Annotated in this window: 22 protein-coding genes, 1 other RNA gene and 1 pseudogene; 10 read left to right on the top strand and 14 right to left on the bottom strand. The window is 62.5% G+C overall.

The window, feature by feature from the left end:
* Positions 1-2 precede the first annotated feature (2 nt).
* The 8 genes from cbiB to CLU88_RS05985 all read right to left on the bottom strand — a co-directional run bounded on the left by cbiB (position 3) and on the right by CLU88_RS05985 (position 9620).
* Positions 3-1031, bottom strand: a complete 1029-nt coding sequence (gene cbiB / locus CLU88_RS05950; protein WP_099655800.1) for an adenosylcobinamide-phosphate synthase CbiB — start codon at positions 1029-1031, stop codon at positions 3-5.
* Complete coding sequence (locus tag CLU88_RS05955) at positions 1021-2217, bottom strand: MFS transporter (RefSeq protein WP_099655801.1); 1197 nt, start codon at positions 2215-2217, stop codon at positions 1021-1023. Before CLU88_RS05955 ends, cbiB begins: the two co-directional genes overlap by 11 nt.
* Positions 2214-3800: a DNA recombination protein RmuC gene (rmuC, locus tag CLU88_RS05960; RefSeq protein WP_099655802.1), complete on the bottom strand. Its 1587-nt coding sequence runs from the start codon at positions 3798-3800 to the stop codon at positions 2214-2216. Before rmuC ends, CLU88_RS05955 begins: the two co-directional genes overlap by 4 nt.
* Before the next feature lie 80 nt (positions 3801-3880).
* Positions 3881-4873 carry a D-glycerate dehydrogenase gene (locus CLU88_RS05965; protein WP_099655803.1) on the bottom strand — a complete coding sequence of 331 codons (993 nt, stop codon included), beginning with the start codon at positions 4871-4873 and terminating at the stop codon, positions 3881-3883.
* 170 nt (positions 4874-5043) lie between these two features.
* Positions 5044-6462 (bottom strand): sodium:proton antiporter, encoded by a 1419-nt coding sequence (locus CLU88_RS05970; RefSeq protein ID WP_369827603.1) that lies wholly within the window; start codon positions 6460-6462, stop codon positions 5044-5046.
* Between the two features lie 60 nt (positions 6463-6522).
* Positions 6523-7779 carry a nicotinate phosphoribosyltransferase gene (gene pncB / locus CLU88_RS05975; RefSeq protein WP_099655805.1) on the bottom strand — a complete coding sequence of 419 codons (1257 nt, stop codon included), beginning with the start codon at positions 7777-7779 and terminating at the stop codon, positions 6523-6525.
* 387 nt (positions 7780-8166) lie between these two features.
* A complete protein-coding gene (locus tag CLU88_RS05980) occupies positions 8167-8664 on the bottom strand; it encodes a thioesterase family protein (RefSeq protein WP_099655806.1) in 498 nt (165 codons plus the stop codon).
* Positions 8661-9620 (bottom strand): histone deacetylase, encoded by a 960-nt coding sequence (locus tag CLU88_RS05985; protein WP_099655807.1) that lies wholly within the window; start codon positions 9618-9620, stop codon positions 8661-8663. Before CLU88_RS05985 ends, CLU88_RS05980 begins: the two co-directional genes overlap by 4 nt.
* Positions 9621-9823: 203 nt before the next feature.
* On the opposite strand from CLU88_RS05985, the gene CLU88_RS05990 reads away from it, so the two are divergent.
* Positions 9824-10372: a phasin family protein gene (locus CLU88_RS05990; protein ID WP_099655808.1), complete on the top strand. Its 549-nt coding sequence runs from the start codon at positions 9824-9826 to the stop codon at positions 10370-10372.
* Between the two features lie 193 nt (positions 10373-10565).
* Here CLU88_RS05990 and CLU88_RS05995 read toward each other — a convergent pair whose 3' ends face one another.
* Together CLU88_RS05995 and CLU88_RS06000 are read right to left on the bottom strand one after the other, a co-directional pair.
* Positions 10566-11405 (bottom strand): sensor histidine kinase, encoded by an 840-nt coding sequence (locus CLU88_RS05995; protein ID WP_099655809.1) that lies wholly within the window; start codon positions 11403-11405, stop codon positions 10566-10568.
* 36 nt (positions 11406-11441) lie between these two features.
* Positions 11442-12110, bottom strand: coding sequence for a response regulator transcription factor (locus CLU88_RS06000; protein ID WP_099655810.1), 669 nt, complete (start codon positions 12108-12110; stop codon positions 11442-11444).
* 651 nt (positions 12111-12761) lie between these two features.
* Here CLU88_RS06000 and CLU88_RS06005 point away from each other — a divergent pair.
* The 6 genes and pseudogenes from CLU88_RS06005 (at position 12762) to CLU88_RS06025 (ending at position 17698) form a co-directional block, all read left to right on the top strand.
* Positions 12762-13235: a hypothetical protein gene (locus CLU88_RS06005; RefSeq protein ID WP_121728567.1), complete on the top strand. Its 474-nt coding sequence runs from the start codon at positions 12762-12764 to the stop codon at positions 13233-13235.
* Between the two features lie 151 nt (positions 13236-13386).
* Positions 13387-13815, top strand: a complete 429-nt coding sequence (locus tag CLU88_RS06010; RefSeq protein WP_099655812.1) for a hypothetical protein — start codon at positions 13387-13389, stop codon at positions 13813-13815.
* 44 nt (positions 13816-13859) lie between these two features.
* On the top strand, positions 13860-15614 hold the full coding sequence (locus tag CLU88_RS06015; RefSeq protein WP_099655813.1) for a DUF4384 domain-containing protein: 1755 nt from the start codon (positions 13860-13862) through the stop codon (positions 15612-15614).
* A gap of 23 nt (positions 15615-15637) precedes the next feature.
* Positions 15638-16024, top strand: a pseudogene (locus CLU88_RS23495) (SEL1-like repeat protein); the annotation flags it as partial.
* Between the two features lie 63 nt (positions 16025-16087).
* On the top strand, positions 16088-16795 hold the full coding sequence (locus tag CLU88_RS06020) for an SEL1-like repeat protein (RefSeq protein WP_233205384.1): 708 nt from the start codon (positions 16088-16090) through the stop codon (positions 16793-16795).
* A gap of 399 nt (positions 16796-17194) precedes the next feature.
* A complete protein-coding gene (locus tag CLU88_RS06025) occupies positions 17195-17698 on the top strand; it encodes a nuclear transport factor 2 family protein (protein WP_099655815.1) in 504 nt (167 codons plus the stop codon).
* 278 nt (positions 17699-17976) lie between these two features.
* On the opposite strand, the gene ssrA is transcribed toward CLU88_RS06025, so the two are convergent.
* The 4 genes from ssrA to ompA form a co-directional block, all read right to left on the bottom strand.
* Positions 17977-18363: a transfer-messenger RNA gene (ssrA, locus tag CLU88_RS06030) on the bottom strand.
* Positions 18364-18375: 12 nt separating this feature from the next.
* On the bottom strand, positions 18376-19041 hold the full coding sequence (locus tag CLU88_RS06035; protein WP_099655816.1) for an HAD-IA family hydrolase: 666 nt from the start codon (positions 19039-19041) through the stop codon (positions 18376-18378).
* A gap of 9 nt (positions 19042-19050) precedes the next feature.
* Complete coding sequence (ubiG, locus tag CLU88_RS06040; protein ID WP_099658682.1) at positions 19051-19761, bottom strand: bifunctional 2-polyprenyl-6-hydroxyphenol methylase/3-demethylubiquinol 3-O-methyltransferase UbiG; 711 nt, start codon at positions 19759-19761, stop codon at positions 19051-19053.
* A 167-nt stretch (positions 19762-19928) separates the two neighbouring features.
* Positions 19929-20573 carry an outer membrane protein OmpA gene (gene ompA / locus CLU88_RS06045; protein ID WP_099655817.1) on the bottom strand — a complete coding sequence of 215 codons (645 nt, stop codon included), beginning with the start codon at positions 20571-20573 and terminating at the stop codon, positions 19929-19931.
* A 223-nt stretch (positions 20574-20796) separates the two neighbouring features.
* Between ompA and gyrA the strand changes: the two genes are divergently transcribed.
* The 3 genes from gyrA to pheA all read left to right on the top strand — a co-directional run bounded on the left by gyrA (position 20797) and on the right by pheA (position 25804).
* Positions 20797-23463, top strand: a complete 2667-nt coding sequence (gene gyrA / locus CLU88_RS06050; RefSeq protein WP_099655818.1) for a DNA gyrase subunit A — start codon at positions 20797-20799, stop codon at positions 23461-23463.
* A gap of 110 nt (positions 23464-23573) precedes the next feature.
* On the top strand, positions 23574-24683 hold the full coding sequence (gene serC / locus CLU88_RS06055) for a 3-phosphoserine/phosphohydroxythreonine transaminase (RefSeq protein WP_099655819.1): 1110 nt from the start codon (positions 23574-23576) through the stop codon (positions 24681-24683).
* 23 nt (positions 24684-24706) lie between these two features.
* Complete coding sequence (gene pheA / locus CLU88_RS06060; RefSeq protein WP_099655820.1) at positions 24707-25804, top strand: prephenate dehydratase; 1098 nt, start codon at positions 24707-24709, stop codon at positions 25802-25804.
* Positions 25805-25806 lie beyond the last annotated feature (2 nt).

Genomic DNA, 25806 nt, shown 5'->3' on the forward strand with positions numbered 1-25806 from the left:
CGTCAGCCCCCGGCAATTGCTATAAAAAAAAGAGCTGCTACCGCTGTGGGAACAAGCGCTAGAACCACTTTTTTCGCATAACCCGCTGCCCGGTGTGTGTCCAGCGGGCCGGGCTCGTGCCCGTCGGGGTGCAAGGTGTACACGCCGGGCTTGGCCAGCCGCACGCCCAGCGCCAGGGCCATGGCGGCCATGGGCCAGCCGCTGTTGGGCGATGGGGTTTTGCGGGCCTCTTGCGCCAGCAGACGGGCGGGCAGGCCGCCGTGCAGCGCAGCCAGCAGCAGCGCGGTGATGCGCGCGGGCAGCCACGACAGCACATCGTCGGCCCGCGCGGCCCACTTGCCCGCCCATTGCCAGTAGCGGGCGCCCCGGCTGCCGGGGTAGCCCCACATGGCATCGGCCGTGTTGGCAAAGCGGTAGATGGCCGCGCCCGGCAGGCCCAGCAGCACAAACCAGAACACCGGCGCCACCACCGAATCGTTGAGGTTTTCGGCCAGCGATTCGATGGCCGATTCGCGCACCTCGCTGGGCGTGAGCTGGCTCACATCGCGGCTGACCAGGCGGGCCAGTTGCTCACGCCCCTCGGGCAGCGAGCGGGCCAGTGCGCGCTCTACCGCCATGACTTCATCGCGCAGCATGCGCCACGCCAGCAGCGGCTTGAGCAGCACGGCCAGCACCGGCGCAGCCAGCCACCAAGGGCCTTGCTGCAAGTGGCTTTGCAGCCACCAGGCCAGCGCCCCTGCCCCGCCCGCCCCCACGCACCAGGCCAGCGCGCCCAGCCAGAAGGAGCGGCGCTTTTGCACATGGGGCGGTGGGTCTGCCGTGGTCAGCGGGGCAACGCGGCGCCCGGCCCAACCCAGGTAGCGCCCCATCCACACCACGGGGTGCAGGGGCAAGGGTGGCTCGCCAAAGCGCCAGTCCAGCAGCAGCGCCAACCCCAGGGCCAGCGCGCAGACCAGGGCCCACTCGGTGCCCAGCCCTCCCAGCAGGCTGAGCCAGCCGAGCCACCCGTTGTGCAGCCCACTATCGACCATGCGCGTCACCTGCCACGGGATGGGTGTTGGTGTTCATGCGCCAGGCAGTGCGCGCGCAGGCCCCCACCGTGGCGCCCACCACCCAGAACACGCCTGCTACGCCGATGACGGCCCCGGCCGTGCCAAACAGCATGGGCATGAGCACGCTGGAGGCGTTGATGGCCATGAGCCGCAGGCCCAGGGCCTCGCCATGGCGGTGCTCGGGCGTGATCTGGTGCAGCAGGCTCATCACCATGGGCTGCACCGACCCGAGGGTGAAGCCCAGCAGCACCGAGCACACACCCATGGCCAGGGCCGACGCCAGCAGCGGGTACACCCCAAACAACACCGCCGTGATCACCATGGCACCGGCCACCACGGCATGCTCGCGCACATGCTTGGCCACCAGCGGCAGCAGCAGCCGCACCACGGCCGCAGCCACGGCAAATGCGCCCAGGATGGAGCCGATGACCGAGGCAGACAGCCCCCGCTCGTGCCCGATGAGTGGCACGACGAAGGTGTGCACGTCCCAGCACGACGAAAGCACCCAGTTCACGATGATGAGGCGGCGAAAGGCGGGTTCGTTGAGCAGATCCCACGAGCCCCGGGGCGGCCCCCCCTCAGCGGCGATCACGGGCGGCAGCTCTTCGGTGTGGCGCACCCAGAACCAGGTGGCCAGCGGCAACAGGGCCAGCAGCGCAAATGCGGCGCGGTAGCCCTCGGTGCTGCCCGCAGCGCTGCCTGCGTGGTCAATCATCAGCCCCGCAAAAAACGGCCCGATGAAGTTGGACACCGCAGGCCCGATGGCCAGCCAGCTGAACACCTGGCGCAGCTGGGTGGTGTCGTGCGCAGCGCGGCCCACATGGCGTTGCAGCGCAATGATGGCCAGGCCCGTGGCCCCGCCCGTGAGCAGGGCCGAAAAGCACATCACCGCAAACACCGGATAGACCAGCGACGCCCCGGCCCCCACACAGGCCATGGCCACCGCAATGCCCACGGGGCGCTTGAGGCCGTGCCGGTCAGCGTAGCGCCCTGCGGGCAGCGCCAGAAACACCTGGGTGAGCGCGAACAGCGCCAGCAGCACCCCCACGGCGGCGGCGCTGTAGCCCTCGCGCAGTGCCAGCAGCGGCGTGGCCATGCGCATGCCGGTCATGCAGGCGTGCAAAAAGATTTGCCCGGCAATCAGCCGGGCCAGCGCCATGTTCATGGGGCGTCGTCCTCCAGGCCCAGCAGCGATGCCTTGGCGCCGGGCAAGGCGCCATTCCCCCCGCCAGGCAAGACGCCATCGCCCCCGCCGGGCAAGGCGCCATCGCCCTCTGGCGCAGGCAGGTCCTGCACATCGCGCAGCTTGCGCTGGATGGCGCGGGTGCGCACGCCCACCTCGTCAAACTTCTTGGCGGCGGCGTCGATGGATTTTTTGGTGGCCTCCACCACATCGCCAAACTTGGCGAATTCGGTCTTGACCACGCCCAGCAGGCTCCACACCTCGGACGAGCGCTTTTCAATCGCCAGGGTCTTGAAGCCCATTTGCAGGCTGTTGAGCATGGCGGCCAGGTTGGCCGGGCCGGTGATCATCACGCGGCACTCGTTCTGCACCGCTTCGACCAGGCCGGGGCGGCGCATCACCTCAGCAAACAGGCCCTCGGTGGGCAGGTAGAGCACGGCAAAGTCGGTGGTGTGCGGGGGCGAGACGTACTTGGCGAAGATCTTCTTGGCTTCGAGCCGAATCGACGTTTCAAACGCATTGCCTGCCGACAGTGTGGCGGCCTTGTCGGCAGCGTCCTGCGCGTCCATCAGGCGCTGGTATTGCTCGACCGGGTACTTGGAGTCGATGGGCAGCCACACCGGGTGCTCATCGCTCTTGCCCGGCAGGCGGATGGCAAATTCCACCAGCTCGTCGCTGCCCGGCACGGTCTTGACGTTGCGCGCGAACTGCTCGGGCGTGAGCACGTTGTCGATGATGGCGCCCAGCTGCATTTCGCCCCAGGTGCCGCGCGACTTCACGTTGGTCATCACACGCTTCAAGTCGCCCACGCTGCCCGCCAGGGTCTGCATCTCGCCCAGGCCCTTGTGCACTTGCTCGAGCCGGTCGCTCACCAGCTTGAAGGATTCGCCCAGGCGCTGCTCCAGCGTGGCGTGGAGCTTTTCGTCCACCGTGCGGCGCATTTCTTCGAGCTTGGTGGCGTTGTCGGCCTGGATGGCGGCCAGGCGCTCGTTGAGCGCGGTGCGCAGTTGCTCGGCGTTGTGCTGGCTGCCCTGCACCAGCCCGGTGAGCTGCTGCGACACCGCGTCTTGCAGCACCGCAAACTGGTTCTTGATCTGAAAGCTGTTGGCTTCGAGCTGGTCTTTGAGTGCCTGCGACATCACCCCCAGCTGCGACTGGGTGTCGCCCTTGAGCGCATCGAGCGTGAGGCGCGTGGCCGAGTCCAGGGCCATGAGGCGCTGCTCCAGCCGCGCCTCGAACACGCCAAAGGCGGCCAGCAGTTCGGCACGGCCGTTGCGCGATTCGGCCACCGCTTGCGTCAAACGCTCATCGACCGCGTGGCGCAGCCCCTCCAGCGTGGTCTGCGTGGTTTGCGTGAAGCCGCGCAGCTGCTGGCCCATGCCGTCCAGCGCCCCATCGTTCTTGGCCACGGCCAGTTGGGTGGCCTGGGTGGTGCGCTCCAGCGTCTGCAGGCGGGCCAGCCATTCGGGCGGCAAATCCACACGGGGGCGGCGCAGCGCCAGCAGCGCGAGCGCGATGAACACCAGGGCCAGTGCGGCCAGCAGAACGAGGGTATCGGTAGTCAAGGCAGGTTTACTATTATTTTGATAGCTGCTAGCGCTTATTAATAAAGCGCTAGCGGCCTATTTCGCTTGAAGAAGCGGTGTTACTGCGCCCGCAGGCCGGGCACGGGCTGGTTCACCGGCGTGAGGGGGCCACGCCCGCCTAAAAAGGCGATCAGGTTGTCTGCCGCCAGATTGGCCATGGCCCGGCGCGTGGGCACCGTGGCGCTGGCGATGTGGGGCGTGAGCACCACGTTGGGCACGGTGAGCAGGTCGGGGTGCACGCTGGGCTCGCCCTCAAACACATCCAGCCCCGCTGCGGCAATGCGCCCTTCGCGCAGCGCAACGGCCAGCGCCGCGTCGTCCACAATGCCGCCGCGCGCAATGTTGATGAGCGTGGCCGTGGGCTTCATCAGCGCCAGCTCGGCAGCGCCAATGGTGTGGTGCGATGCCGCGCTGTACGGCACCACCAGCACCACATGGTCGGCCGTGCGCAGCAACTCTTCCTTGCCCACATAGGTGGCCTTGCATTCGGCCTCCAGCTCGGCGGGCAGCCGCGAGCGGTTGTGGTAGACCACCTTCATGCCAAAGCCGTGCGCGCCGCGCTTGGCAATGCCCTGCCCGATGCGGCCCATGCCGATGATGCCCAACGTGCTGCCGTGGATGTCGCTGCCCGCGAACATGTCGTAGCTCCACTTCGTCCACTTCCCGGCGCGCAGGTAATGCTCGCTCTCGGTCATGCGGCGGGCCGTGGCCATCAGCAAGGCAAAGCCAAAGTCGGCCGTGGTTTCGGTCAGCACATCGGGCGTGTTGGTGCCCTGCACGCCCGCAGCGGTCATGGTGTCCACGTCAAAGTTGTTGTAGCCCACGGCCATGTTGGCGCAGATTTTGAGGCGCGGCGCGGCGGCCAGCAGCGCGGCATCCACGCGCTGGCTGCCGGTGGTCAGCACGCCGTCCTTGTCGGCCAGGCGCTCGGCCAGCTCTTGCTGCGTCCAGATCACGTCATCTGGGTTGTCCTGAACGTCGAAATGCGCGCGCAGGCGGTCCACGATGTCGGGGAAGATCGCACGCGCGACCAGGATGCGGGGTTTGCTCATAAGTCTTCAATCTCCAATGTCTTGATACAGCCGCAGTGCGGTGCAACTGGCGCGGCCCAGGCCAGCGGCCACCGTGCAAGGGCCGCCCCGCAGCACCGGTGGCGTCCCCCTTCCCATCGCGCAGCGATGAGAGAAGGGGGAAGCGGCACAGCCGCTCAGGGGGATGTGCATTACCTAAACCAGATGAAAGTCATGACGATAAAGAGCGGCACCAGGATGCTGCCCGACCACAGCATGTAGCCAAAGAAGCTGGGCATCTTCACGCCCCGGTCTTCGGCAATCGCCTTGACCATCATGTTGGGGGCGTTGCCGATGTAGCTGTTGGCGCCCATGAAGACCGAGCCCGCCGAGATGGCCGCCAGCGTGGGGGCCAGGGTGGTCATCAGCACGGCAGGGTCGCCCCCCGCCGTGTTGAAAAACACGAGGTAGGTCGGCGCGTTGTCGAGGAAGGAGCTGAGTGCGCCGGAGGCCCAGAAGTACATGGCTGGGTCGGGCGTGCCGTCTGGCCGCGTGACGGCGGCCACCACGGCGCCAAACGGGCCGTTGACACCGGCCTTGAGCATGGCGATGACGGGGATGATGGTGAGGAAGATGCCCGCGAACAGCTTGGCCACCTCTTGCATGGGGCCCCAGCTGAACTGGTTGTCCTCGTGCACCTGCTTGGGGGTGACATACAAAGAGGCCAGAGTGACCAAGATCAGCCCCACATCGCGCACGAGGCCAGGCAGGCCCACGTCGGCCCCGGCCAGGGTGAACGATATGGGGGACTTCCACAGCCCGCTCATCAGCACCAGCGCCACCACCACGCCCAGCAGGGCAAAGTTGGCCTTGCCGTCAAAGCCGATGGCTTTGGTATCAGGGGTTGGATCGGTCTTGAGCACTTCTTCGCGCCGGTGGTAGTACCAGGAGTCCATCGCAAAGAAAATGGCCAGCAGCGCGCCCACGAGGAACAGGGTCTCGGGGAAGATGTGGCCCACGGTCCAAAAGAAGTCCACGCCCTTCAAGAAGCCCAGGAACAGCGGCGGGTCGCCCAGCGGGGTGAGCGAGCCCCCGGCGTTGGAGACGATGAAGATGAAGAACACCACCACATGCGCCGTGTGCTTGCGGTTGTCGTTGGCGCGGATCAGCGGGCGGATCATGAGCATGGACGCGCCCGTGGTGCCCATGACGCTGGCCAGCACCGCACCAATGGCCAGGATGGCGGTGTTGAGCGCCGGGCTGCCGTGCAGGTTGCCCCGGATGTAGATGCCCCCCGCCACGGTGAACAGCGCCGTGAGCAGGATCACAAAGGGAATGTATTCGGCCACCAGCGCGTGCACAAAGCTGGCTCCCGCTGCGCCCGGGCCAAAGGCCACGGCAAACGGCAGCAAGAAGGCCAGCGCCCAGCCCGCAGCCACTTTGCCAAAGTGGTGGTGCCAGAAGATGGGGGCCAGCAAGGGCATGAGCGCAATCGACAGCAACAGGCCTGCAAACGGCACACCCCACAGCGCGGACAGCGTGCTGCCATCCAGTTCGGCCGCCTGACCCAGACTGGGCAACAGGGCTGCGGCCAACACCATCCAGGGGGCCGCTCGGCGAGATAGGTTCATTGTTCTTGTCTCCATCATTTGCGGTTTTTCTGAAAACTCAACGGGCGGCAGCAGGCACAGTCAATGCGATGGCTGCGTTGACTGCGCGGACTGCACAGACTGTGGCGCGGGGATTTCAAACACCTGCCGCAGGTAGGCCAGGTAGGCCTCGTCGTCGCACATGCCCTTGCCGGGCGTGTCGGACAGTTTGGCCACGGGCTGGCCGTTGCAGCGGGTCATCTTGATGACGACCTGCAGCGGCTCGTGCGCGGGCGCGTCGCCCAGGTCGTTGGTGAGGTTGGTGCCAATGCCAAAGGCCAGCTGGCAGCGCCCCCGGAACTGCTGGTACAGCTCGATGGTGCGCGGAATGGTGAGGCCGTCGCTGAAGATCAGGGTTTTGGTCAGTGGGTCAACGCGGTTCTTGCGGTAGTGCTCGAGCAGGCGCTCGCCCCAGGCAAAGGGATCGCCGCTGTCGTGCCGCGCACCGTCAAACAGCTTGCAAAAGTACAGGTCGAAGTCGCGCAGGAAGGCGCTCATGCCGTACACATCCGACAGCGCAATGCCAAGGTCGCCCCGGTATTCCTTGGCCCACATTTCAAAGCCAAACACCTGGCTGTCGCGCAGGCGCGGGCCCAGGGCCTGGCAGGCCTGCAGGTACTCGTGTGCCATGGTGCCCAGTGGGGTCAGGCCCAGCTTCATGGCAAACAGCACGTTGCTGGTGCCTGCAAACTGGCCCGGCCCGGTGGGTGCGCCGGGGCGGCGGTCGCCCGTGCCCAGGCGGGCCACCAGCACGCGCAGCACTTCTTCGTGCCAGGCGCGGGAAAAGCGCCGGCGCGTGCCATAGTCGGCAATCTTGAGGTCGCCCAGCCCATCGGCCTGCAGCGCTGCGATCTTGGCGTCCAGGCGGCGGCGGCCTTCGGGGAAGTCGGGCACCTTTTGCGTGTTGCGAAAGTACACCTCGTTGACGATGGCCAGCACCGGGATCTCAAACAAGATGGTGTGCAGCCAGGGGCCTCGGATGGTGATCTCGATCTCGCCCGTGGGCAGGGGCGTGATGGTGATGTACTTCTCGTTCAGGCGGAACAGCCCGAGAAAATCCACAAAATCGCTCTTGATGAAGCGCATGGACCGCAGGTAGGCCAGCTCAGCATCCTGAAACTGCAGGCCGCACAGCGAACGGATCTCGTCGCGGATCTCGTTGGCAAAGGGCGCCAGTTGCACGCCGGGGTTGCGGCACTTGAAGCGGTATTCGACCTGGGCACTGGGAAACTGGTGCAGCACCACCTGCATCATGGTGAACTTGTACAGGTCGGTGTCGAGCAAGCTGGTGATGATCATGGACTGGGCGACGCCCTCGCAAAAGACCGGGAAGGCCCGGGGGAGGCCATAGGGTCAGGGATCTGGTTTCACAACGCACCGTGCGCGCCAAGGGCTGCCGACACCCCGCAAAGCGGCCCTGGCCGGGGACCCTGCCGCAGACGATGCAGGCACAGTGCGACACGGCGGAACCAAGGTGCCAGGGGGTGGTTGGAGCGCTCTCGGGAGCAAGGCGCCAAAGTGTAGCCCTTGCAGGGTGCCCAGCGCTGCAGCAGGGCCACGGCCTGCGGGGGCCGCCCCCGCGCCGGGATTGAAGAAAAATCAGCCTCTATCGCTTACCAATAAAGCGCGAGCAGCTATATTTTTAATAGCATATCAAGCGCACGCACATCGCACGGAGATCGCACTTCAATCGCGATGGGGCACCAGCTTTTCCAGCACGGCGCGCAGCGGGGCTGGCACAGGCACGGGGCGGCGGGTTTCGCGGTCGACGTAGACATGCACAAAGTGGCCTGCGGCGGCGGTCAGGGGCTCGCCCTGGGCGAACAACCCCACCTCGTAGCGCACGCTGGAGCCGCCCAGCCGCGCCACCCGGATGCCCGCCTCCACCGTCTGCGGAAAGGCCAGCGGCGCAAAGTAGTTGCACTGGGTCTCGATGACCAGCCCGATGGTGGTGCCCGCGTGGATGTCGAGCACGCCCTGCTCAATCAGGTGCGCGTTCACCGCAGTGTCAAACCAGCTGTAGTAAACGACGTTGTTCACATGCCCATACACATCGTTGTCGGCCCAGCGGGTGCTGATGGAGCGAAACGCCTGGTAAGCGCTGCGGGGCTGCGGCGCTGGGCGGGCGGGTGTCTGCACTGTGGGTGCAGCGGCTGCGGTGGGTGCGGAGGTGGGCGTGCTCATGCCGCCGCATTTTGCCAGCGGGCGTGGTACTGCAGTGCCACCTGCCAGGTGTTGAGCTGGGCCTGCACGGTGCTGGCAATGTCGCGCCCATAACCCCCGGCCATGGAGAACGCCAGCGGCACGCGGCGCTGCCAGGCCCAATCGAACACGCGGTGGTCCCGGGCCTGCAGCCCGTCGTAGCTCAGCGCCAGGCGGCCCAGCCGGTCGCCCTCGTGCGGGTCTGCCCCTGCCAGGTACAACACCAGGTCGGGGCGAAAGCGCTGCGCCAGCACGTCCAGCGCTTGGTCCAGTGCCTGCAAATAATCCGCGTCGCCGCAACCATCGGGCAGCGGCACATCCAGGTCACTGGCCTCTTTGCGGAACGGAAAGTTGCGCTCGCCGTGCAGCGACAGCGTGAACACGCTGGCATCGCCTTGAAAGATGTGGGCCGTGCCGTTGCCCTGGTGCACGTCCAGATCAATCACGGCCACCTGCAGGGGTTTGAGGGGTTCAAGGCCAGCCTCCGGGGAGGTGTCTTGGGCCATCGGGTGCTGGCTTTGCATGAGGCGTGCGGCAACGGCCACATCGTTGAAAACACAAAAGCCACTGCCCTTGTCGGCATAGGCGTGGTGCGTGCCACCTGCCAGGTTGCCTGCAATCCCGTCGCGCAGCGCTGCGCGGCAAGCCCCCAGCGTGGCCCCCACGGAGCGGCGCGCCCGCTCGGCCATGGCCTCGCTCCAGGGAAAGCCGATCTCCCGCTGCTCGGCGGGCGTGAGCGTGCCCGTGGCCACCGCCTGCACGTAGGCGGGTGCGTGGGCCAGCACCAGCTCGGCATCCGTCGCAGTGGGGGCCACATGCAAGGCCACGCCGGGCAGCTCCTGCGCAATGCGGTCACGCAGCATGCGGTACTTGGCCATGGGAAAGCGGTGCCCCTCGGGCAAAGGCAAAACGAACTGGTCGGCGTAATAGGCGTGCATGACGCCATTGTGGCAAGCCACCCCATTCCTGGAGCCTTGCCTCTAATTTGCTGCACTGCAACAAAAAACACTTGCAATAGCCGAGCAGCGGCCTAAAATTCAACCCATGCTGCACTGCAACATGATTCATCCGAATCACAACGTCAGAGCAGATGTCTGTAAGTACCCGGCCACCTTCGGCCCCCTTTTTTAGGAGATATGACATGACGTTGACCGCAGAACAAATCCTGGCCTCCCACAAAGCCAACATCGAAACCCTGTTTGGCCTGACCACCAAAGCCTTTGAAGGCGTGGAAAAGCTGGTCGAGCTGAACGTGACGGCCTCGCGCGCTGCCCTGTCGGAAGCCGCAACCCACACCCAAGCCGTGCTGGGCGTGAAGGACGCGCAAGAGCTGCTGGCCCTGCAGGCTGGCCTGTTCCAACCCCTGGCAGAAAAGACCGCTGCCTACAGCCGCCACCTGTACGACATCGCCTCGGGCACCGGCGCTGAGTTTGGCAAGGCTTTTGAAAGCCAAGCCACCGACGCACAGAAGGCCTTAACCAACTTGGTGGACAGCGCTGCAAAGAACGCCCCTGCTGGCTCTGAAACCGCTGTGGCCGTAATGAAGAGCGCTGTGTCTGCCGCCAACAATGCTTTTGAATCGGTGCAAAAGGCCGTGAAGCAAGCCAGCGACGTGGCCGAAGCCAACTTCAACGCTGTGGCCAACACTGCCGCCACCGCTGCTAAGACGGCCGCCCCACGCAAGCGCTAATCAGCCCTATCGCTGCGTGCACACCGGTTGCAAGGAACGCTGTTCCTGACTCCAGTTGTCTCCTTGGATCCTCTCGAAACCTGGGTTTCAGGGATCCATTTCAAGCCCGGCACCTGCCGGGCTTTTTTTTGGCCGCTGCGGGCTCTGCAAGAGCCTGCTCACAAAGGGATGGGGTGGCCCTAGCTTGTCTGCGCTATCCCTGCACATGCCCGCCGGGCACGATGACCCACAGGCAGGTGCCGCCCCCCTGGCGCGGCAGAAAGCTGAACCGCCCACCCGCCAGCTGCGCACGCCGGTGCATACCTGCAATGCCCGCCCCTTTGGAAGCATTGGCATCCTCACCCAACGCATCCATCCCAACCCCGTTGTCGCTGACCTCGGCATACCAGGACCCTGAGGCCGCCAGGTAGTGCACGCTCACGGCCACTTCGGTGGCTTGGGCGTGCTGCAACACGTTGCTCAGCGCCTCTTGCACGATGGCCACCAGGTGCGACGCGCAGTGCCCTTGAAACTGCGGCTCGGCATCAAACACCTGCACATCCCAGGTCATCTGAATCCCCCGGCGCTCCAGCACCGGCTGCAGGCGATGGCGCAGCCGGGCCAGGCGCTCGGTCACCGACTCACCCTCTCCGTCCATCGAGTCCACGATCAGGCGCAGGTCCAGCATGCAGCGCTCCAGAACGCCCAGCACGTCGCTGTCGGTGGCGGGCTTGGAGTCCAACAGCGCCATGGCGCACACCAGTTGAGAGCCCAGGCTGTCGTGCAAATCGCGCGCAATGCGCCGTCGCTCCGCACTCAGCTCGGGGCTGGGCCGGGGACTCAGGCGTGGCCGCCATTGAAGGGCCCTGGGCAGTTGGACGAGCAGCAACCCCCCCAGCACCAAAGACGCGCCACACAACACCGTTTGAAGCACCAGCAAGGCCTTGCCGCTGGCATCGCCCAGCCACCCAAAGGCCACTGCCATCAATGGCAACTGCAGCAGCCAAAGGGCCACACAGGTGATAGCAAACCAAGCGGGACGGGTGCGAAACATGGACTGCTGGCCCCGGCAGGACCCTGCACCCAGCGGCTAGAACAGCCCCCGCAGCGAAGCAAACCGCACGGCTTGCGCACGGGTGCGGACTTGCAGCTTGCGGTAAATGTTGCGCAGATGGGTGTTGACCGTCATGCTGCTGATGAACAGGCGCGAGCCCACCTCAATGCTGGTGTAGCCACTGGCCACCATCCGCAAAATTTCCTTCTCGCGGGCAGACAGGCGATCGGCATCGTCGGGCTTGCGGCGCTTGGACTCTGCGGCGTTGGTGCGATCAAACCGCTGCAGCAAGCGGCGCGCCAGATTGGGCGTGATGGAAGCCCCACCGTTGGCGACTTGCAGCACGGCCTGCGCATAGTTGCCAAACCAGGAGTTTTTGCCCACGAAGCCCGCCGCGCCCAACTCAAAAGCGCGCATCACCTGTTCGTCGTTCTCCATCACCGAAATCACCACAGCCTGGGCCGATGGCCTGAACGAGCGGAAAAACTCCAGCAGCTCAAAAGCCTCGCCATCGCCCAGGTTCAAATCCACCAGCAGCACATCAAACTCGTGCTGCTTGATGGCCTTGCGCCCCTCCCGCACGCTGGCCGCTTGCCCCACGAGCAAGGTGCGCGGGTCAGCCATCAGCTCTTGCGCAATCACCATGCGGATGTGGGCGTCGTCGTCTACCAGCAAGACCCTGATGGGGCTGGCCTCTTGCCCCATCAAAAATGCAGGCCACACCGACGGGGGGTTGGCATAGGTGGAGAACTGGCCCGAAGGTGCAGAGGGACTCCCGTCAGATACCAGCGGCGGGTCGACTTGCCAAAGATTGCTCACGATAAAAACTCCTCGAAAACTTGACCACAAGACTGAAAAGCCAGCAGAGCCAACGCAGTGGTTTCGAGGGATCTACCAGCTTGCTGCCCATCGCCCCAAGGCAACTGGGCAAGGTGCAAACCCTGCACGGTGCATGCGCTATGGGCTGTGCCCATCTGGGGGTCAAACGAGGTTCCCTCCGTCTGCTCACAAACACAATGCAACAAATTTGGCACTCCATGGCCAAAACGCCCCATTGGTTGCAAATTTCACAAAAAGTTACTACCTAGCTTTTTAGTGAAGTGGCGACATGGTCGACGCCGCACACCCGCACCACACTTGGATGGCACGCCCATCCTGTCGCGAAACGCTCCACCGTATGGAGTAACCAAGCCCCCGTATTTGTGCACAAGGCCAGGCGGCAGACACTGACCCCAGACAGCAAGGAAACGCAGCCCCCCCCCCGGAGAGGCCAGCCGACCTGAACTGTCCAAGCCACTGCACCGCAGATTCGCTGCGATGCAGACAGTGTCGACAACCATCATCGAAGGATCTGTCATGAAAACCCTTGCTTTCATTGCTTTGAGCGCCATTGCCTCCACTGCCATGGCCACAGGCCCCGTGTCTTCCAGTCCCGATATTTCGATCACTGGCACTTCGGTGCAATTCGCTTCGCTGGCCAATGTTTCTGCCAGCAATAACTCCACAGGCTCCAAGAGCGAGGCGTTCCAAAACCTGGCCTCCAACACAGGCAATGTCACTGTGGGCGGCAACTCCATCCAGGGGGTGCTGGGGGTTGGCGGCAGTGTGACCAACACCGCCAGCGGCAGCGACGCTTACGCCAGCCAAAACCTGTCCTCCAACGTTGGCGAAGTGACCATTTCGGGCAACTCGCTCCAGTTCACCGCCCTCACTGGCGCCACCATCGCCAACCTGTCCAGCGGCAGCAACAGCAAAGCGGTGCAAAACATCGCTACCAACAACGCCTGCTTCACCTGCCAGCCCACCAAGACCAGCAACTGGCCTAACTAAGGCCCCTGGCCACTGTGCTGCCTGACGGCAGCCATCACCACCTGAAGGCCTGCGGAAACAGTGCGGGGTCGCCCGTACCGTTTGCGCAGGCCAATGACTCGGATAGCACACCCTTGAAGGCTGCTCCTTCATTCAAATCTGGAGGTGTTCCATGGGCACTCGCTACACCTGGCCCAGGCTCGCAGCCTGGAGTCTTTGTCTCAATCTCTGCGGTGTCGCCTGGGCACAGGCGCCTGGCGAAGACCCGGTCATCTTGACCAAAAAACTCACCGTGCAAATGCAGCCCACCGGCGCTGCCACGCCCTCCTCCAACCTGGATGGCAACACCAGCATGCCCGCATGGCTGCGCGCCCGCATCGCACGCTATGAGGCCAAGGCGTTTTCGGAAGACACCTCTGGTGTGCTGACCAATAACGATGTGGTCACAACGGCCAATGCACAGGGCATGCAAAAAACCTGCGTGCAGGAGGTGGGTAGCAATACGGTTTCCAGCGGTACAGCCAACACCGCCAGGTACGGCACCACGGCCGCCCCGCAAGTGGTGGTGCTGCGCGGCGATCTGGTCAACATCTGTAAGTAGCCAGGCAGCCCATTGGGCGCGGCACCCGAGGTAGGAGCACACACATGCCATCCCCCCACCTGGCCCAGGCCGGGCCCTTGCACCGCCCTTTGCGTTGGGGCATCTTGGTGGCTATCTTTGGCGGCCTGTGGCTGAGTGGTTGCACCATCCCCATGGACCCCAGAAAGGACCAGCCCTTTCAGGAGCGCGCCTCCATCACCGACCGCCCCGCCACCCGCCCCACCCGCTCAATCTCCAGCTTCTCTGATTCGCTGGTGTGCATGGACCACATGCTGCGCGACGCCCAGCAGCCCACCACACTCATCACAAGCAAACAGATTCCGGATTACTCTGGCCGCGTGGCAGTGGCCAGCAAAGACATGGTGATCACGGCACTGTCGCAAATGTCGCGCTTGAGCAATGCCTTCCGGTTTGTGGACTATGAGGTGGACATTGCACGGCAAGACACGGTGCAGAACCTGACCACCATTTTGCTGAACAACAACCAGATCCAGCTGCAAAGGCCAGCGTTGTATATCTCTGGCGCCGTATCGTTTGCGGACCAAAACGTCATCAACAACCGCTTTGACACGGGGCTGTCTGGCCCCCGCGTGGATCTGGGCTACAGCCAAAGCCGCAACGCCACCATCATCGGGCTGGAAATGCACCTGGGCGACTTCCGCACCCGCACGCTGATACCCGGACTGGATTCGGCCAACGAGGTCATTGTGGGCAGTGGCGGCCAAGGCGTGGACCTGGCGGGCCGCATTGGCACCTATGGGGTGCAATTCAATGTCGGGCGCGATTACACCCAAGGCGCTGGCAGCGCCATGCGGACGCTGGTGGACTTGGCCACGATTGAGCTGGTCGGCAAATGGGCACGCGTGCCCTATTGGCAATGCCTCACTTTGGAGCAAAACCATCCCGACTTTCAGCGTCAGTTGCGCGACTGGTATGACGAAGGCTCAGCCTCAGTGCGCATCCAGCTGGTTGCGCGCTCATTGAGCAGCCGCGGGTACCTCGCAGCAGGTGCCAGCTCAGCCAGCCCGTCCAGCAGCAGTTCGCTGGCAGAACCCAACCCCCAGCTTCGGGCCGCATTGGCACGCTTTCAGGCCGACAACGGGATGGTGGTGACCGGCGTGGTGGACTTCCCGACCTACGAACGGGCTTTGCGCCACTTTGTGGACTTGGCTGCAGACGGCACATTGGCGCGCATCGGTTGGAGTTCTACCCATGCCGAGCCGGTGCAGCCCAAGCCAGAGGCCGCAGACCAGCCCACAAAGCCCGTGGTGACCAGTGCGCTGATGTATGGAGCGCCCACCGCCGAGCGCACCTTGAACATGCAGATTGAGAACGTGCTGCTGGACCGCACAGCCTTTGAAGTCGGCGAACAAATATTCTTGTCTGCCACGGTGTCACGCGCATCTTTTCTGCAGTGCTATCTGGCCGATGCCACCGGCACCGTCATGCGCTTGTTGCCCAACCAGGCCAATACGGTGGGCTGGGTGTCTGCCAACCAGGCTGTCCGCATCCCGGACTGGATGAGCCCCAACCCGGGGTTTGTGATGGACGCCGCTAGCCCGGGCCGCGAGGGAGTTGCCTGCTTTGCCACAGACGAAGACAGCACCGCCAAGCTGCCTGACGATTTGCGTGGCCCAGCCCTGAAGGCCATCCAGGGGATCCGCACGCTGGAGAAGATCAACGAAGCCTTTGCCAAGGCATGGGGCAGCACCGGCTACACCGGCAACGCGGTGTACTGGAATGTGGTGCCCCGGCGAACCCCTACCGCCGCCTCTGCAGCACCAGCTCCCCGCAAATAAAAAAAGAACACTGCGACAGCCCCATGTCCGAGCCACATCACCTGTCATTGGCCTTACCCACCAAGCTGCTGTGTATAGCGACACTTGGACTGGGTTTGTGCTCCCCCGTTGTGGCACTGGCTGCAGTCAGGGGCTTTTCCGAATCTGCGGACCAAGGTTTGGATCCTGAAACGCTCCACGCGCCTTCACCATCTGCGGCGACAAATAGACCCCTCCGCACTGAACAAGCGCTGCAGGCGCTGCGCGCAGCAGCGCTGGGCAGCGGGCCTGCGCCCGCTGCATCAAAGCGCCCATCCACAAACTCGTCCCCCAAGCCAACCACGAGCCCAGCCGAAGCCGCTTGGCTGCTGGGTCTGCTATGCCTGCATGGTGTGGGCACGCCCACAGACACAGCCCAGGCACAACACTGGTTTGAACAAGCCCAAGCACTGCGGCACCCTCTGGCACCCGCAGGTTTGGCATGGTGCCAAATCATGGGGTGCCTGAGCCCCCCGAATCCTGCAGCAGCCATCCCCTGGATCCAGCAGTTGACCAAAGGCACGCCAGGTCTGGCCAAATATCTCGAATGGCTGGTCAGCCAGGCGATCGCGCCCATGGCATCGCCCACGTCAGAGCCGGCCCAAGCCCCACACCCACTTTTGCTGGCTGCGGCCAATGCAGGCAATGCCCAGGCGACGAATGAACTAGGGCTGGAATACCTGGCGACCGGCCAGCTCGAAAAAGCACTCGCGCAATTCCAGTCCGCAGCCACCAGGTCTGCCGCCTCAGCAGCCAATGCCCATCTGCTGCGCAAGCGCATTCAGCCAAGCTCATCCAAGCAGCCCCACCAACCCATCCGCAACAACGCACAGGCTTGGTATACCGAAGCGCAACGCTACCACCGTGGCGACGGTGTGCCAGCCAACTACGCAGAGGCAGTGCGCCTGTACCAAATTGCAGCCAGCAGCGGCGATGAGAAGGCTCGCAGAATGCTGGAGTTGATCTTCTCGCGCCCCACGCCCACTGGGACGGTGGACTTGGCATGGATGCAGCAGCTTGCGGCGCTGAATCCCGACTCCAACGGTTCCACGCAAAATGCCACGACCCCGCTGTCTCCCCACTCATGGCAAAGAGATCCAAGCCCCCTGTATGGACTGATCCCAGCGCAGTGGCTTGCCACGAGAACCACATCCACGCCCTGATGAATTGACGGGGGACAATGATCGCGTCGGCTGCGATGCAAAACCCTGGGGACGCCTGAATCAAAGACCACACCGGTGGCCCTGGGGCTCAAATGGAGAATCGGCTACCAGTTTGCGCTGGCTGCCATCGAAATCTACGCGGCCATCCCTCGACTCTGTGGGCTCTACCTCGCAGGTAGCATCGCTGTTCTGGCGGCACTGGCGGTGGGTAGAAATTAGCCACTCCGGAGAAGACGGGAATCAGGCATTGCTGTTGATGCAGCGCATGGCTTTGTTTTCTGAATCGCCGCCGTTGCACCCCCTCGCGAAATGGCTTCCATACGGCGTCAATCACTCCAACGCTTCGCAGACAACAAACTGCGCAATCCCTGAAAACACAACCAAGTACCGTTGTCATCTATGAAAAACCTGCACAGATCTTTGGCCAAGGCGGCACTGGTGGCCGCTTTGCTCGGCACCGCATCCATCGCGTCGCATGCTGAAATGTCGTTCATCGCACCTGATCAGCAATCCTCTTGGCTGGGCAGCAACGACGCTGCCTTGGCCGCCAACAAGCGGCTGGTGTTTGATTTCTGGCGGGAAGTGTTTGAGGGTGGGCACATGGAGCTTGCCGACAAGTACCTGTCAGACGAATACGTGCAGCACAACCCCAATGTGCAAAGCGGCCGCGCAGCCTTTGTCGATTTTTTCTCCAAAATCAAAAAGCCCCAAACCATCGCCCCACACATCCAAGCCCCGCTGGTCTCCATCGTTGCAGAACGTGATTTGGTCATCCTGAGCTTTGGCCGCGAGTACACCGACCCCAAGGACTCGACCAAACGCTACGTTACTACGTGGTTTGACATGTTCCGGATAGCGAATGGGAAGATTGTGGAACACTGGGACCCTGCGCTCCGCCGCTGAGTCGCAGGAGTGCGCTGATGCGCGCGAATCCACGCCTGCAACGACAGCAACCAAACTAGCGCGTGTGCCTCCTGAGATTTTCAGAGCACTCAAAATGCATTAACCTGGGGGTACAAAACACCGATCACACCAAATTGGGATGGTTGTACCCCCGGCTGTACCCCCAATTTCTCCAGGCAGGATGGGAGCCTGTAGACATGCCATAGGCCATCAGTTGTTGATTTACCAAAGAAAAAGGGCGTTCGCTGGAAGTCAGCGAACGCCCTTGGACGTTATGGTGGTGGAGCTGGCGGGAATTGAACCCGCGTCCGCAAGCCTTCATCGAGCAGATCTACATGTTTAGCGGTCTGTTTTGAATCTCGCCACGGTCATCGCGCAGTCGCACGCTATAACAGCAGCCAGCACCCTATTTTCTTACCCCAATCCAAGGTACCCGGATCAGGGCCAGCCCATGTAATTATCCTTGCAGCCGGGAGGCTCTGATTGCTCAGAACCCCCTTGCCCAGCCCATCGGCCAACTGTTGCAAGGCTCACTGGCAATTAAGCAGCGAGTGCGAAACGTTCGTCGTTTGCAGTTAGTTTTTTAAATCGAGATTTACGAGCGTGACTCAAGCTCGACATGCACCACACCGATTCCGAACCCACGTCGAAACCAGGACAGCCCCAGGCTTTCTATTTTAGGCCACTGCGATCCGTTGCAAGAGCTCCAGCGGAGAATTAATTGAGGTGTGGGCATTCCAACGCGTGATGTCGGTTTGCGCACCAAGATAACCATAGGTTGCAGCCACCGTCGCCATACCGGCGGCATGTCCGGCAACGATATCTCTCTCGTCATCGCCCACATAGATGCAGCGACCAGGGTCCACCCCTAAACGCCTAGCAGCCTCCAGCAAAGGAGCGGGATGGGGCTTGGCATGGGGTGTGGTGTCACCACTGATAACGACCTCAGCGGCCGCCAGCAAAGGCATGGAGCGCGTCAAAGGGTCTGTAAAGCGCATCGATTTGTTTGTCACGATGCCCCAGCGCAGCTGGCGCAACTGCAAGGCTTCCAGCATCTCTGCCACTCCATCAAAGATGGACGTGGACACCGTCATACGACGTTCATAGTTCACGAAGAACTCCTCCCGCATCGCCGGAAAGTCTGGGTGTTCGGGAGTCATCCCAAACGCTTGCGCCAACATGCCACGCGCGCCAGCGCCAGCCATCGGGCGGTACAGGTCGAGAGAATAGGAGGAGAGGCCACGGTCTGTGCGCATCTGGTCGGCAGCCGCCCCGAGGTCTGGGGCACTGTCAATCAAGGTGCCATCCAGGTCAAACAGCACAGCCTCAATGTTGTTGAACATACGGGGCAATCAAAAAAACTTTTGGGTTGCCAACATGTAATTGACACTGGTGTTCGAGCTGAGCCAGTATCGGTGCGTGACCGGGTTGTATTCAAGCCCCTTGGTGTGAAGCACATCCAGGCCTGCCGCTCTGCAACTGGATGCCAGTTCGCTGGGCTTGATCATCTTGGCGTACTCGTGCGTACCTCGGGGCAACATATTCAGCAGGTACTCCGCCCCCACAATGGCCAGCATGAAAGCCTTGGCGCTGCGGTGCAAGGTTGAGAAAAAAACCCACCCGCCAGGCTTCACCAATTGGGCGCAGGCTTGCACCACAGAGTGAGGATCCGGCACATGCTCCAGCATTTCCATGCAGGTCACCACATCAAAACTGGAGGGTTGTTCTTCAGCCAGAGCTTCTACGCTGATTTCTCGGTATTGAATGTGGGGGGTGCCAGTTTCCAGTGCATGCAGTTGGGCTACACGCAACGATTTGGTGGCCAGGTCGATCCCTGTCACATCGGCCCCTTTGCGGGCCATGGAGTCGGCCAAAATCCCTCCTCCACAACCAACATCAAGGACCCTGCACCGGTCCAAACCTGCGTGGGAGTTGATCCAGTCCAAACGAAGCGGGTTGATTTGGTGTAGCGGACGGAACTCGCTTTCTGGATCCCACCAACGGTGCGCTAAATCAGAGAATTTCGCCAGCTCAGCAGGGTCTGCGTTGATTGATTCGATCATTTCGCCATTTTCCTCTATTCCATAACCCAAACGGCTTTTGGCGATTGCCATGGGCCAGTCATTACCTCGCCATCAAAATTGAAAAAGCCCAAGATTCGCCACAATGATGCAAATCGCTCAGGCATAAAAAAAGCCCCTGACGGGGCTTTTTTTGGAGTAATCAAAGATTACTTGGTAGCACGGGTGCCAACCACTTCGATTTCCACGCGGCGGTTCTTTGCGCGGCCTTCGGCGGTCTTGTTGTCGGCCACAGGTTGCTTTTCGCCCTTGCCTTCAGTGTAGACGCGGTTCTTTTCGATGCCCTTGGACACCAAGTAAGCCTTCACGGCTTCGGAACGACGCACAGACAGCTTTTGGTTGTAAGCATCGGAGCCCACGGAGTCAGTGTGACCCACGGCGATGATGACTTCCAGGTTGATGTCCTTGACCTTGGAGACCAGATCGTCGAGCTTCGCCTTGCCTTCAGCCTTCAGAACCGACTTGTCGAAGTCGAAGAAAGCGTCAGCAGCGTAGGTCACCTTTTGGGCGGCCACGACTGGAGCTGCAGCAGCTGGAGCGGCGGCAGCTGGAGCAGCTGGAGCGGCAGAAGCTGGGGCAGCAGCAGCTGGAGCAGCTGCGGCGATAGCGCCGTCGCAACCGGCGGCTGCAGTAGCAGGCGTCCAGTTGGCATCGCGCCAGCAGTATTCATTGGTGCCGTTCTTCCAGACCAGGTCGCCGGAACCGTTCTTCCAGTTGTCCACGGATTGTGCGCCAGCGGCGGTTGCGAGCGCTGCAGAGGCAAACAACATCGCCACTTTGTTCAGTTTCTTCATGGTTCTCCTCTTGGGGAAAAAGCCGCAGCCTCGCTGCGAATCAGGACGTTTAGGGTGACCACCACCAAAAACGTTAAAACGATTGTGCCATACGTAACAGGCTAAAAGCGGCTCTAGCGCATAAGGCACCGTAGGACAAAACCGCAATAGCCCGCATATGTTGCATAGGCGCTACAAGCATCTCAGCCTAAAATGGCTCTCCTTTGCTGCCACCGCCGTCCAAATGACCCAGTTTGCCAAAGAAACCCTGCCGATCAGTCTTGAAGAAGAAATGCGGCGCAGTTACCTCGATTACGCCATGAGCGTGATCGTGGGCCGGGCTCTGCCTGACGCTCGTGACGGCCTCAAGCCGGTCCATCGCCGCGTGCTGTTTGCCATGCACGAACTCAACAACGACTGGAATCGACCCTACAAAAAGTCGGCCCGTATTGTGGGCGATGTGATCGGTAAGTACCACCCCCACGGCGACTCAGCGGTATATGACACGATCGTTCGCATGGCGCAGGATTTTTCGCTGCGCCACATGCTGGTGGACGGACAAGGCAACTTCGGATCGGTAGACGGCGACAACGCTGCGGCGATGCGTTACACCGAAATCCGTTTGGCAAAAATCGCCCATGAAATGTTGGGCGATATCGACAAAGAAACTGTCGATTTCGGTCCCAACTATGACGGCAGTGAAAAAGAGCCGCTGGTCTTGCCCAGCAAGCTCCCCAACCTGCTGGTCAACGGCTCGGCAGGTATTGCGGTGGGCATGGCAACCAACATCCCGCCGCACAACCTCAATGAGGTGGTAGATGCGTGCTTGCACATGCTGCGCAACCCCGAGACCACCATCGATGAACTGATGGAGATCATCCCTGCCCCCGACTTCCCAACGGCCGGGATCATCTACGGCATCAATGGCGTCAAAGACGGCTACCGCACGGGCCGTGGCAAGGTCGTGATGCGTGCCCGCTGCCACTTCGAGGACATCGACCGAGGTCAGCGCCAGGCCATCATCGTGGACGAGCTGCCCTACCAGGTCAACAAGAAGACGCTGCAGGAGCGCATGGCCGAACTGGTGCATGAGAAGAAGATCGAAGGCATCAGCCACATCCAGGACGAGTCGGACAAGTCCGGCATGCGCCTGGTGATCGAGCTCAAGCGTGGCGAAGTGCCCGAAGTGGTGCTGAACAACCTGTACAAGCAGACGCAGTTGCAAGACACGTTTGGCATGAACATGGTGGCGCTGATCGATGGTCAGCCGCGCCTGTGCAATCTCAAGGACCTGATCAGCGTCTTCCTGCAGCATCGGCGCGAAGTGGTGACACGCCGCACAGTGTTCGAGCTGCGCAAAGCCCGCGATCGCGGGCACGTACTCGAAGGCTTGGCCGTTGCACTGGCCAACATCGATGATTTCATCGCCATCATCCGCAACGCACCCACCCCACCGGTGGCCAAAGCCGAGTTGATGACCCGCTCATGGGACAGCAAGCTCGTGCGCGAAATGCTGACGCGCACCCGCGCCGATGGCGGCGTGATCAATGCCGACGACTACCGCCCCGAAGGCCTGGAAAAGGAATTCGGCATGGGCCAGGATGGCCTCTACCGTTTGTCTGAAACCCAGGCCCAGGAAATCCTGCAGATGCGCCTGCAGCGCCTGACAGGCCTGGAGCAAGACAAGATCGTGGCCGAGTACAAGGAGGTCATGGCGGTCATTGAAGACCTGCTGGACATCCTGGCCAAGCCAGAGCGGGTATCCACCATCATTGGCGACGAACTCACCTCCATCAAGGCAGAGTTTGGTCAGCACAAGCTGGGCGCACGCCGCTCGGTGGTTGAATACAGCGCCCAAGACCTCTCGACCGAAGACCTGATCACCCCGACCGACATGGTGGTGACGCTCAGCCACACCGGCTACATCAAGAGCCAGCCACTGTCTGAATACCGTGCACAAAAGCGCGGCGGGCGGGGCAAGCAGGCCACGGCGACCAAGGAAGACGACTGGATCGACCAGCTCTTCATCGCCAACACGCACGACTACATCCTGTGCTTCTCCAACCGCGGCCGCCTGTACTGGCTCAAGGTGTGGGAAGTGCCTGCTGGCTCGCGCGGTTCACGTGGCCGCCCCATCGTCAACATGTTCCCGCTGCAGGAAGGCGAGAAGATCAACGTGGTGCTAGCCCTCACCGGCGACATGCGCACCTTCCCGGCCGATCGTTATGTGTTCATGGCTACCAGCATGGGCACCGTCAAGAAGACCGCGCTGGACGAGTTCAGCAATCCCCGCAAGGGCGGCATCATCGCCGTCAACCTGGACGATGGCGACTACCTGATCGGCGCAGCGCTGACCGATGGAAAGCACGACGTGATGCTGTTCAGTGATGGCGGCAAGGCAGTGCGTTTTGACGAAAACGATGTGCGCCCACTGGGCCGTGCAGCGCGCGGCGTGCGCGGCATGATGCTGGAGGAAAGCCAGAGCGTGATCGCCATGCTGGTGGCCGAAGACGAGACCCAAAGCGTGCTCACCGCCACCGAAAACGGCTACGGCAAGCGCACCAGCATCGTCGAGTACACACGCCACGGCCGAGGCACCAAGGGGATGATCGCCATCCAGCAAAGCGAGCGCAACGGCAAGGTCGTTGCCGCCACGCTGGTGCACGCTGACGACGAGATCATGCTGATCACCGACAAGGGCGTTCTGGTGCGCACCCGGGTCTCCGAGATCCGCGAACTGGGCCGTGCCACGCAGGGCGTGACGCTGATTGCCCTGGACGAAGGCTCCAAGCTCAGCGGGCTGCAACGCATTGTGGAAAACGACGCCAATGTGGCGGACCCTGCGGCCGAAGGTGGCGATAACGCCGAAGGCAACTCCACCCCCGAGGGCGGTGAAGCACCAGAGGCTTAAACACCACAAGGCCGCAGCCACGCCACAAGGCCCAAGCTGCAATTGCTATCAAAATCAGAGCTTCTACCGCTTACTCAGCAAGCGCTGGAAGCTCTTTTTATCACTATCAGATGAACCGCCCATACAACTTCTCCGCCGGCCCGGCCGCGATTCCCGCCGAAGTCCTTGAACAAGCCGCCAGCGAAATGCTCGACTGGCACGGTAGTGGCATGGGCGTGATGGAGATGAGCCACCGGGGCAAAGAATTCATCTCGATTTACGAGCAAGCCGAAGCCGACCTACGCGAGCTGCTGGCAGTACCCGCCCAATTCAAGATTCTGTTCATGCAAGGCGGCGGCTTGGCAGAGAACGCCATCGTTCCCATGAACCTGTCGCGCGCTGGCACGGTGGACTTTGTGGTGACTGGCAGCTGGAGCCAAAAGTCGCAAAAAGAGGCGCTCAAATACGCCGCCGAATCGCGTGTGGTGGCATCAGGGCAAGAGTCCAACTTCACCACCCTGCCCACCCCGGCCACATGGCAGCTCAGCAAGGGCGCCAGCTACGTGCACTTGTGCAGCAACGAAACCATCCATGGCGTCGAATTTCAAGAGCTGCCCGATTTGCAAGCCCTGGGCAGCGATGCGCCTTTGGTGATTGATTTTTCCTCCCATGTCGCTTCGCGCAGCGTGGACTGGTCACGCGTGGGCGTGGCCTTTGGCGGCGCGCAAAAGAACCTGGGGCCTGCAGGCCTGACGCTGGTGGTGGTGCGCGAAGACCTGCTGGGCCACGCACTGTCCATTTGCCCCAGCGCATTCGACTACAAAGTGGTGGCCGAAAACCAGTCGATGTACAACACCCCGCCGACCTGGGGCATCTACATGGCAGGCCTGACCTTCCAATGGCTCAAGCGCCAGACAGAAGGGGGCCTGAGCGGCATTGCTGCCATGGAGCAACGCAACACCGCCAAGGCCGAGTTGTTGTACAGCGCCATCGACAACTCCCAGTTCTACGTGAACAAGGTGGCCGCCAACTGCCGCTCGCGCATGAACATCCCCTTCTTCCTTCGTGACGAAAGCCGCAACGAGGCCTTCCTGACCGGCGCCCGTGAGCGCGGTCTGCTGCAACTCAAGGGCCACAAGTCCGTGGGCGGCATGCGTGCCAGCATCTACAACGCCATGCCCATCGAGGGCGTACAGGCGCTGGTGACCTACCTGCGAGAATTTGAACAAAAGCACGCCTGAGTGCACGCCACCGACGCCCACCCATGAATACTCCGCAAGCATCCCCCGATCTCGCCAGTCTGCGCGTTCAGATCGACAACATCGACCAGCAACTGCTCACGCTGCTGAACCAGCGTGCGCTGGTGGCCGAGCGGGTGGGCGAAGTCAAGAAGCGCGAAGGCACGCCCTTTTTCCGGCCAGACCGCGTGGCGCAGGTCATTGGCAAGATCCAGACCGCCAACCCCGGCCCCCTCAAAGGTGCGCATGTGGCGGCCATCTGGCGCGAAATCATGTCGGCCTGCCTGGCGCTGGAGTCACCCCAGCGGGTGGCCGTGCTCGGCCCTGAAGGCACGTTCTGCGAGCAAGCGGCCATCGAGTTTTTCGGCGGTGCCGCCGACTTGATGTACTGCGCCAACTTCGACGAAGTCTTCCACGCCACGGCCGCTGGCAGCGCGCAATATGGCGTGGTGGGGGTAGAAAACTCCACCGAAGGCGTGGTCACCCGTTCGCTCGACCTGTTCCTGCACACCCCCACGCATGTGGTGGGCGAAGTGAGCCTGCTGGTGCGGCACAACCTGCTGCGCACCAGCAATTCGCTGGACGACATTGAAGTGGTGCTGGCCCACCCCCAGGCGCTGGCGCAATGCCAGTCGTGGCTGACCAAGCACCTGCCGCACGCCGAGCGCCGCCCGGTGTCCAGCAACGCCGAAGGCGCGCGCCTGGCGACGACCAACCCGGCCTGGGCAGCCCTGTCCAGCGAGCGGGCGGCTACGCAGTTTGGCCTGCACATCGTGGCCCACGCCATTCAGGACGATGCGTACAACCGCACGCGTTTCGCCATCATCTGCCTGCCCCACACCCTGCAGACGCCACCGCCCTCGAGCAAGGACTGCACCAGCCTGATCGTCTCAGTACCCAACCAGCCCGGCGCGGTGCATGACCTGTTGGTGCCACTCAAAAAGCACGGCGTGTCCATGACCCGCTTCGAGTCCCGCCCCGCACGCACAGGCCAGTGGGAATACTATTTCTACATTGACCTGGACGGCCACCCGGCCCAGCCCCATGTGGCACGGGCGCTGGAAGAGCTGCGAGGCCTCTGCGCGTTCTACAAAGTGCTGGGGACCTACCCCGTGGCCTCGTGAAG

It is taken from the genome of Acidovorax sp. 56 (genome assembly GCF_002749705.1).
GTDB lineage: Bacteria > Pseudomonadota > Gammaproteobacteria > Burkholderiales > Burkholderiaceae_C > Acidovorax.

What these genes read in the sequence shown, in the direction of transcription:
- CLU88_RS05970 (WP_369827603.1), bottom strand. Translation starts at nt 6,462, where the DNA reads ATGAACCTATCTCGCCGAGCGGCCCCCTGGATGGTGTTGGCCGCAGCC.
- CLU88_RS06000 (WP_099655810.1), bottom strand. Translation starts at nt 12,110, where the DNA reads ATGGGGCAAGAGGCCAGCCCCATCAGGGTCTTGCTGGTAGACGACGAC.
- gyrA (WP_099655818.1), top strand. Translation starts at nt 20,797, where the DNA reads ATGACCCAGTTTGCCAAAGAAACCCTGCCGATCAGTCTTGAAGAAGAA.
- CLU88_RS05955 (WP_099655801.1), bottom strand. Translation starts at nt 2,217, where the DNA reads ATGAACATGGCGCTGGCCCGGCTGATTGCCGGGCAAATCTTTTTGCAC.
- CLU88_RS05980 (WP_099655806.1), bottom strand. Translation starts at nt 8,664, where the DNA reads ATGAGCACGCCCACCTCCGCACCCACCGCAGCCGCTGCACCCACAGTG.
- ubiG (WP_099658682.1), bottom strand. Translation starts at nt 19,761, where the DNA reads ATGATCGAATCAATCAACGCAGACCCTGCTGAGCTGGCGAAATTCTCT.
- pncB (WP_099655805.1), bottom strand. Translation starts at nt 7,779, where the DNA reads ATGATCATCACCAGCTTGCTCGACACCGACCTGTACAAGTTCACCATG.
- CLU88_RS05995 (WP_099655809.1), bottom strand. Translation starts at nt 11,405, where the DNA reads ATGTTTCGCACCCGTCCCGCTTGGTTTGCTATCACCTGTGTGGCCCTT.
- CLU88_RS06005 (WP_121728567.1), top strand. Translation starts at nt 12,762, where the DNA reads ATGAAAACCCTTGCTTTCATTGCTTTGAGCGCCATTGCCTCCACTGCC.
- pheA (WP_099655820.1), top strand. Translation starts at nt 24,707, where the DNA reads ATGAATACTCCGCAAGCATCCCCCGATCTCGCCAGTCTGCGCGTTCAG.
- serC (WP_099655819.1), top strand. Translation starts at nt 23,574, where the DNA reads ATGAACCGCCCATACAACTTCTCCGCCGGCCCGGCCGCGATTCCCGCC.
- CLU88_RS05990 (WP_099655808.1), top strand. Translation starts at nt 9,824, where the DNA reads ATGACGTTGACCGCAGAACAAATCCTGGCCTCCCACAAAGCCAACATC.
- ompA (WP_099655817.1), bottom strand. Translation starts at nt 20,573, where the DNA reads ATGAAGAAACTGAACAAAGTGGCGATGTTGTTTGCCTCTGCAGCGCTC.
- CLU88_RS06010 (WP_099655812.1), top strand. Translation starts at nt 13,387, where the DNA reads ATGGGCACTCGCTACACCTGGCCCAGGCTCGCAGCCTGGAGTCTTTGT.
- CLU88_RS05985 (WP_099655807.1), bottom strand. Translation starts at nt 9,620, where the DNA reads ATGCACGCCTATTACGCCGACCAGTTCGTTTTGCCTTTGCCCGAGGGG.
- CLU88_RS06035 (WP_099655816.1), bottom strand. Translation starts at nt 19,041, where the DNA reads ATGTTCAACAACATTGAGGCTGTGCTGTTTGACCTGGATGGCACCTTG.
- CLU88_RS06020 (WP_233205384.1), top strand. Translation starts at nt 16,088, where the DNA reads ATGGGGTGCCTGAGCCCCCCGAATCCTGCAGCAGCCATCCCCTGGATC.
- CLU88_RS06025 (WP_099655815.1), top strand. Translation starts at nt 17,195, where the DNA reads ATGAAAAACCTGCACAGATCTTTGGCCAAGGCGGCACTGGTGGCCGCT.
- CLU88_RS06015 (WP_099655813.1), top strand. Translation starts at nt 13,860, where the DNA reads ATGCCATCCCCCCACCTGGCCCAGGCCGGGCCCTTGCACCGCCCTTTG.
- cbiB (WP_099655800.1), bottom strand. Translation starts at nt 1,031, where the DNA reads ATGGTCGATAGTGGGCTGCACAACGGGTGGCTCGGCTGGCTCAGCCTG.
- CLU88_RS05965 (WP_099655803.1), bottom strand. Translation starts at nt 4,873, where the DNA reads ATGAGCAAACCCCGCATCCTGGTCGCGCGTGCGATCTTCCCCGACATC.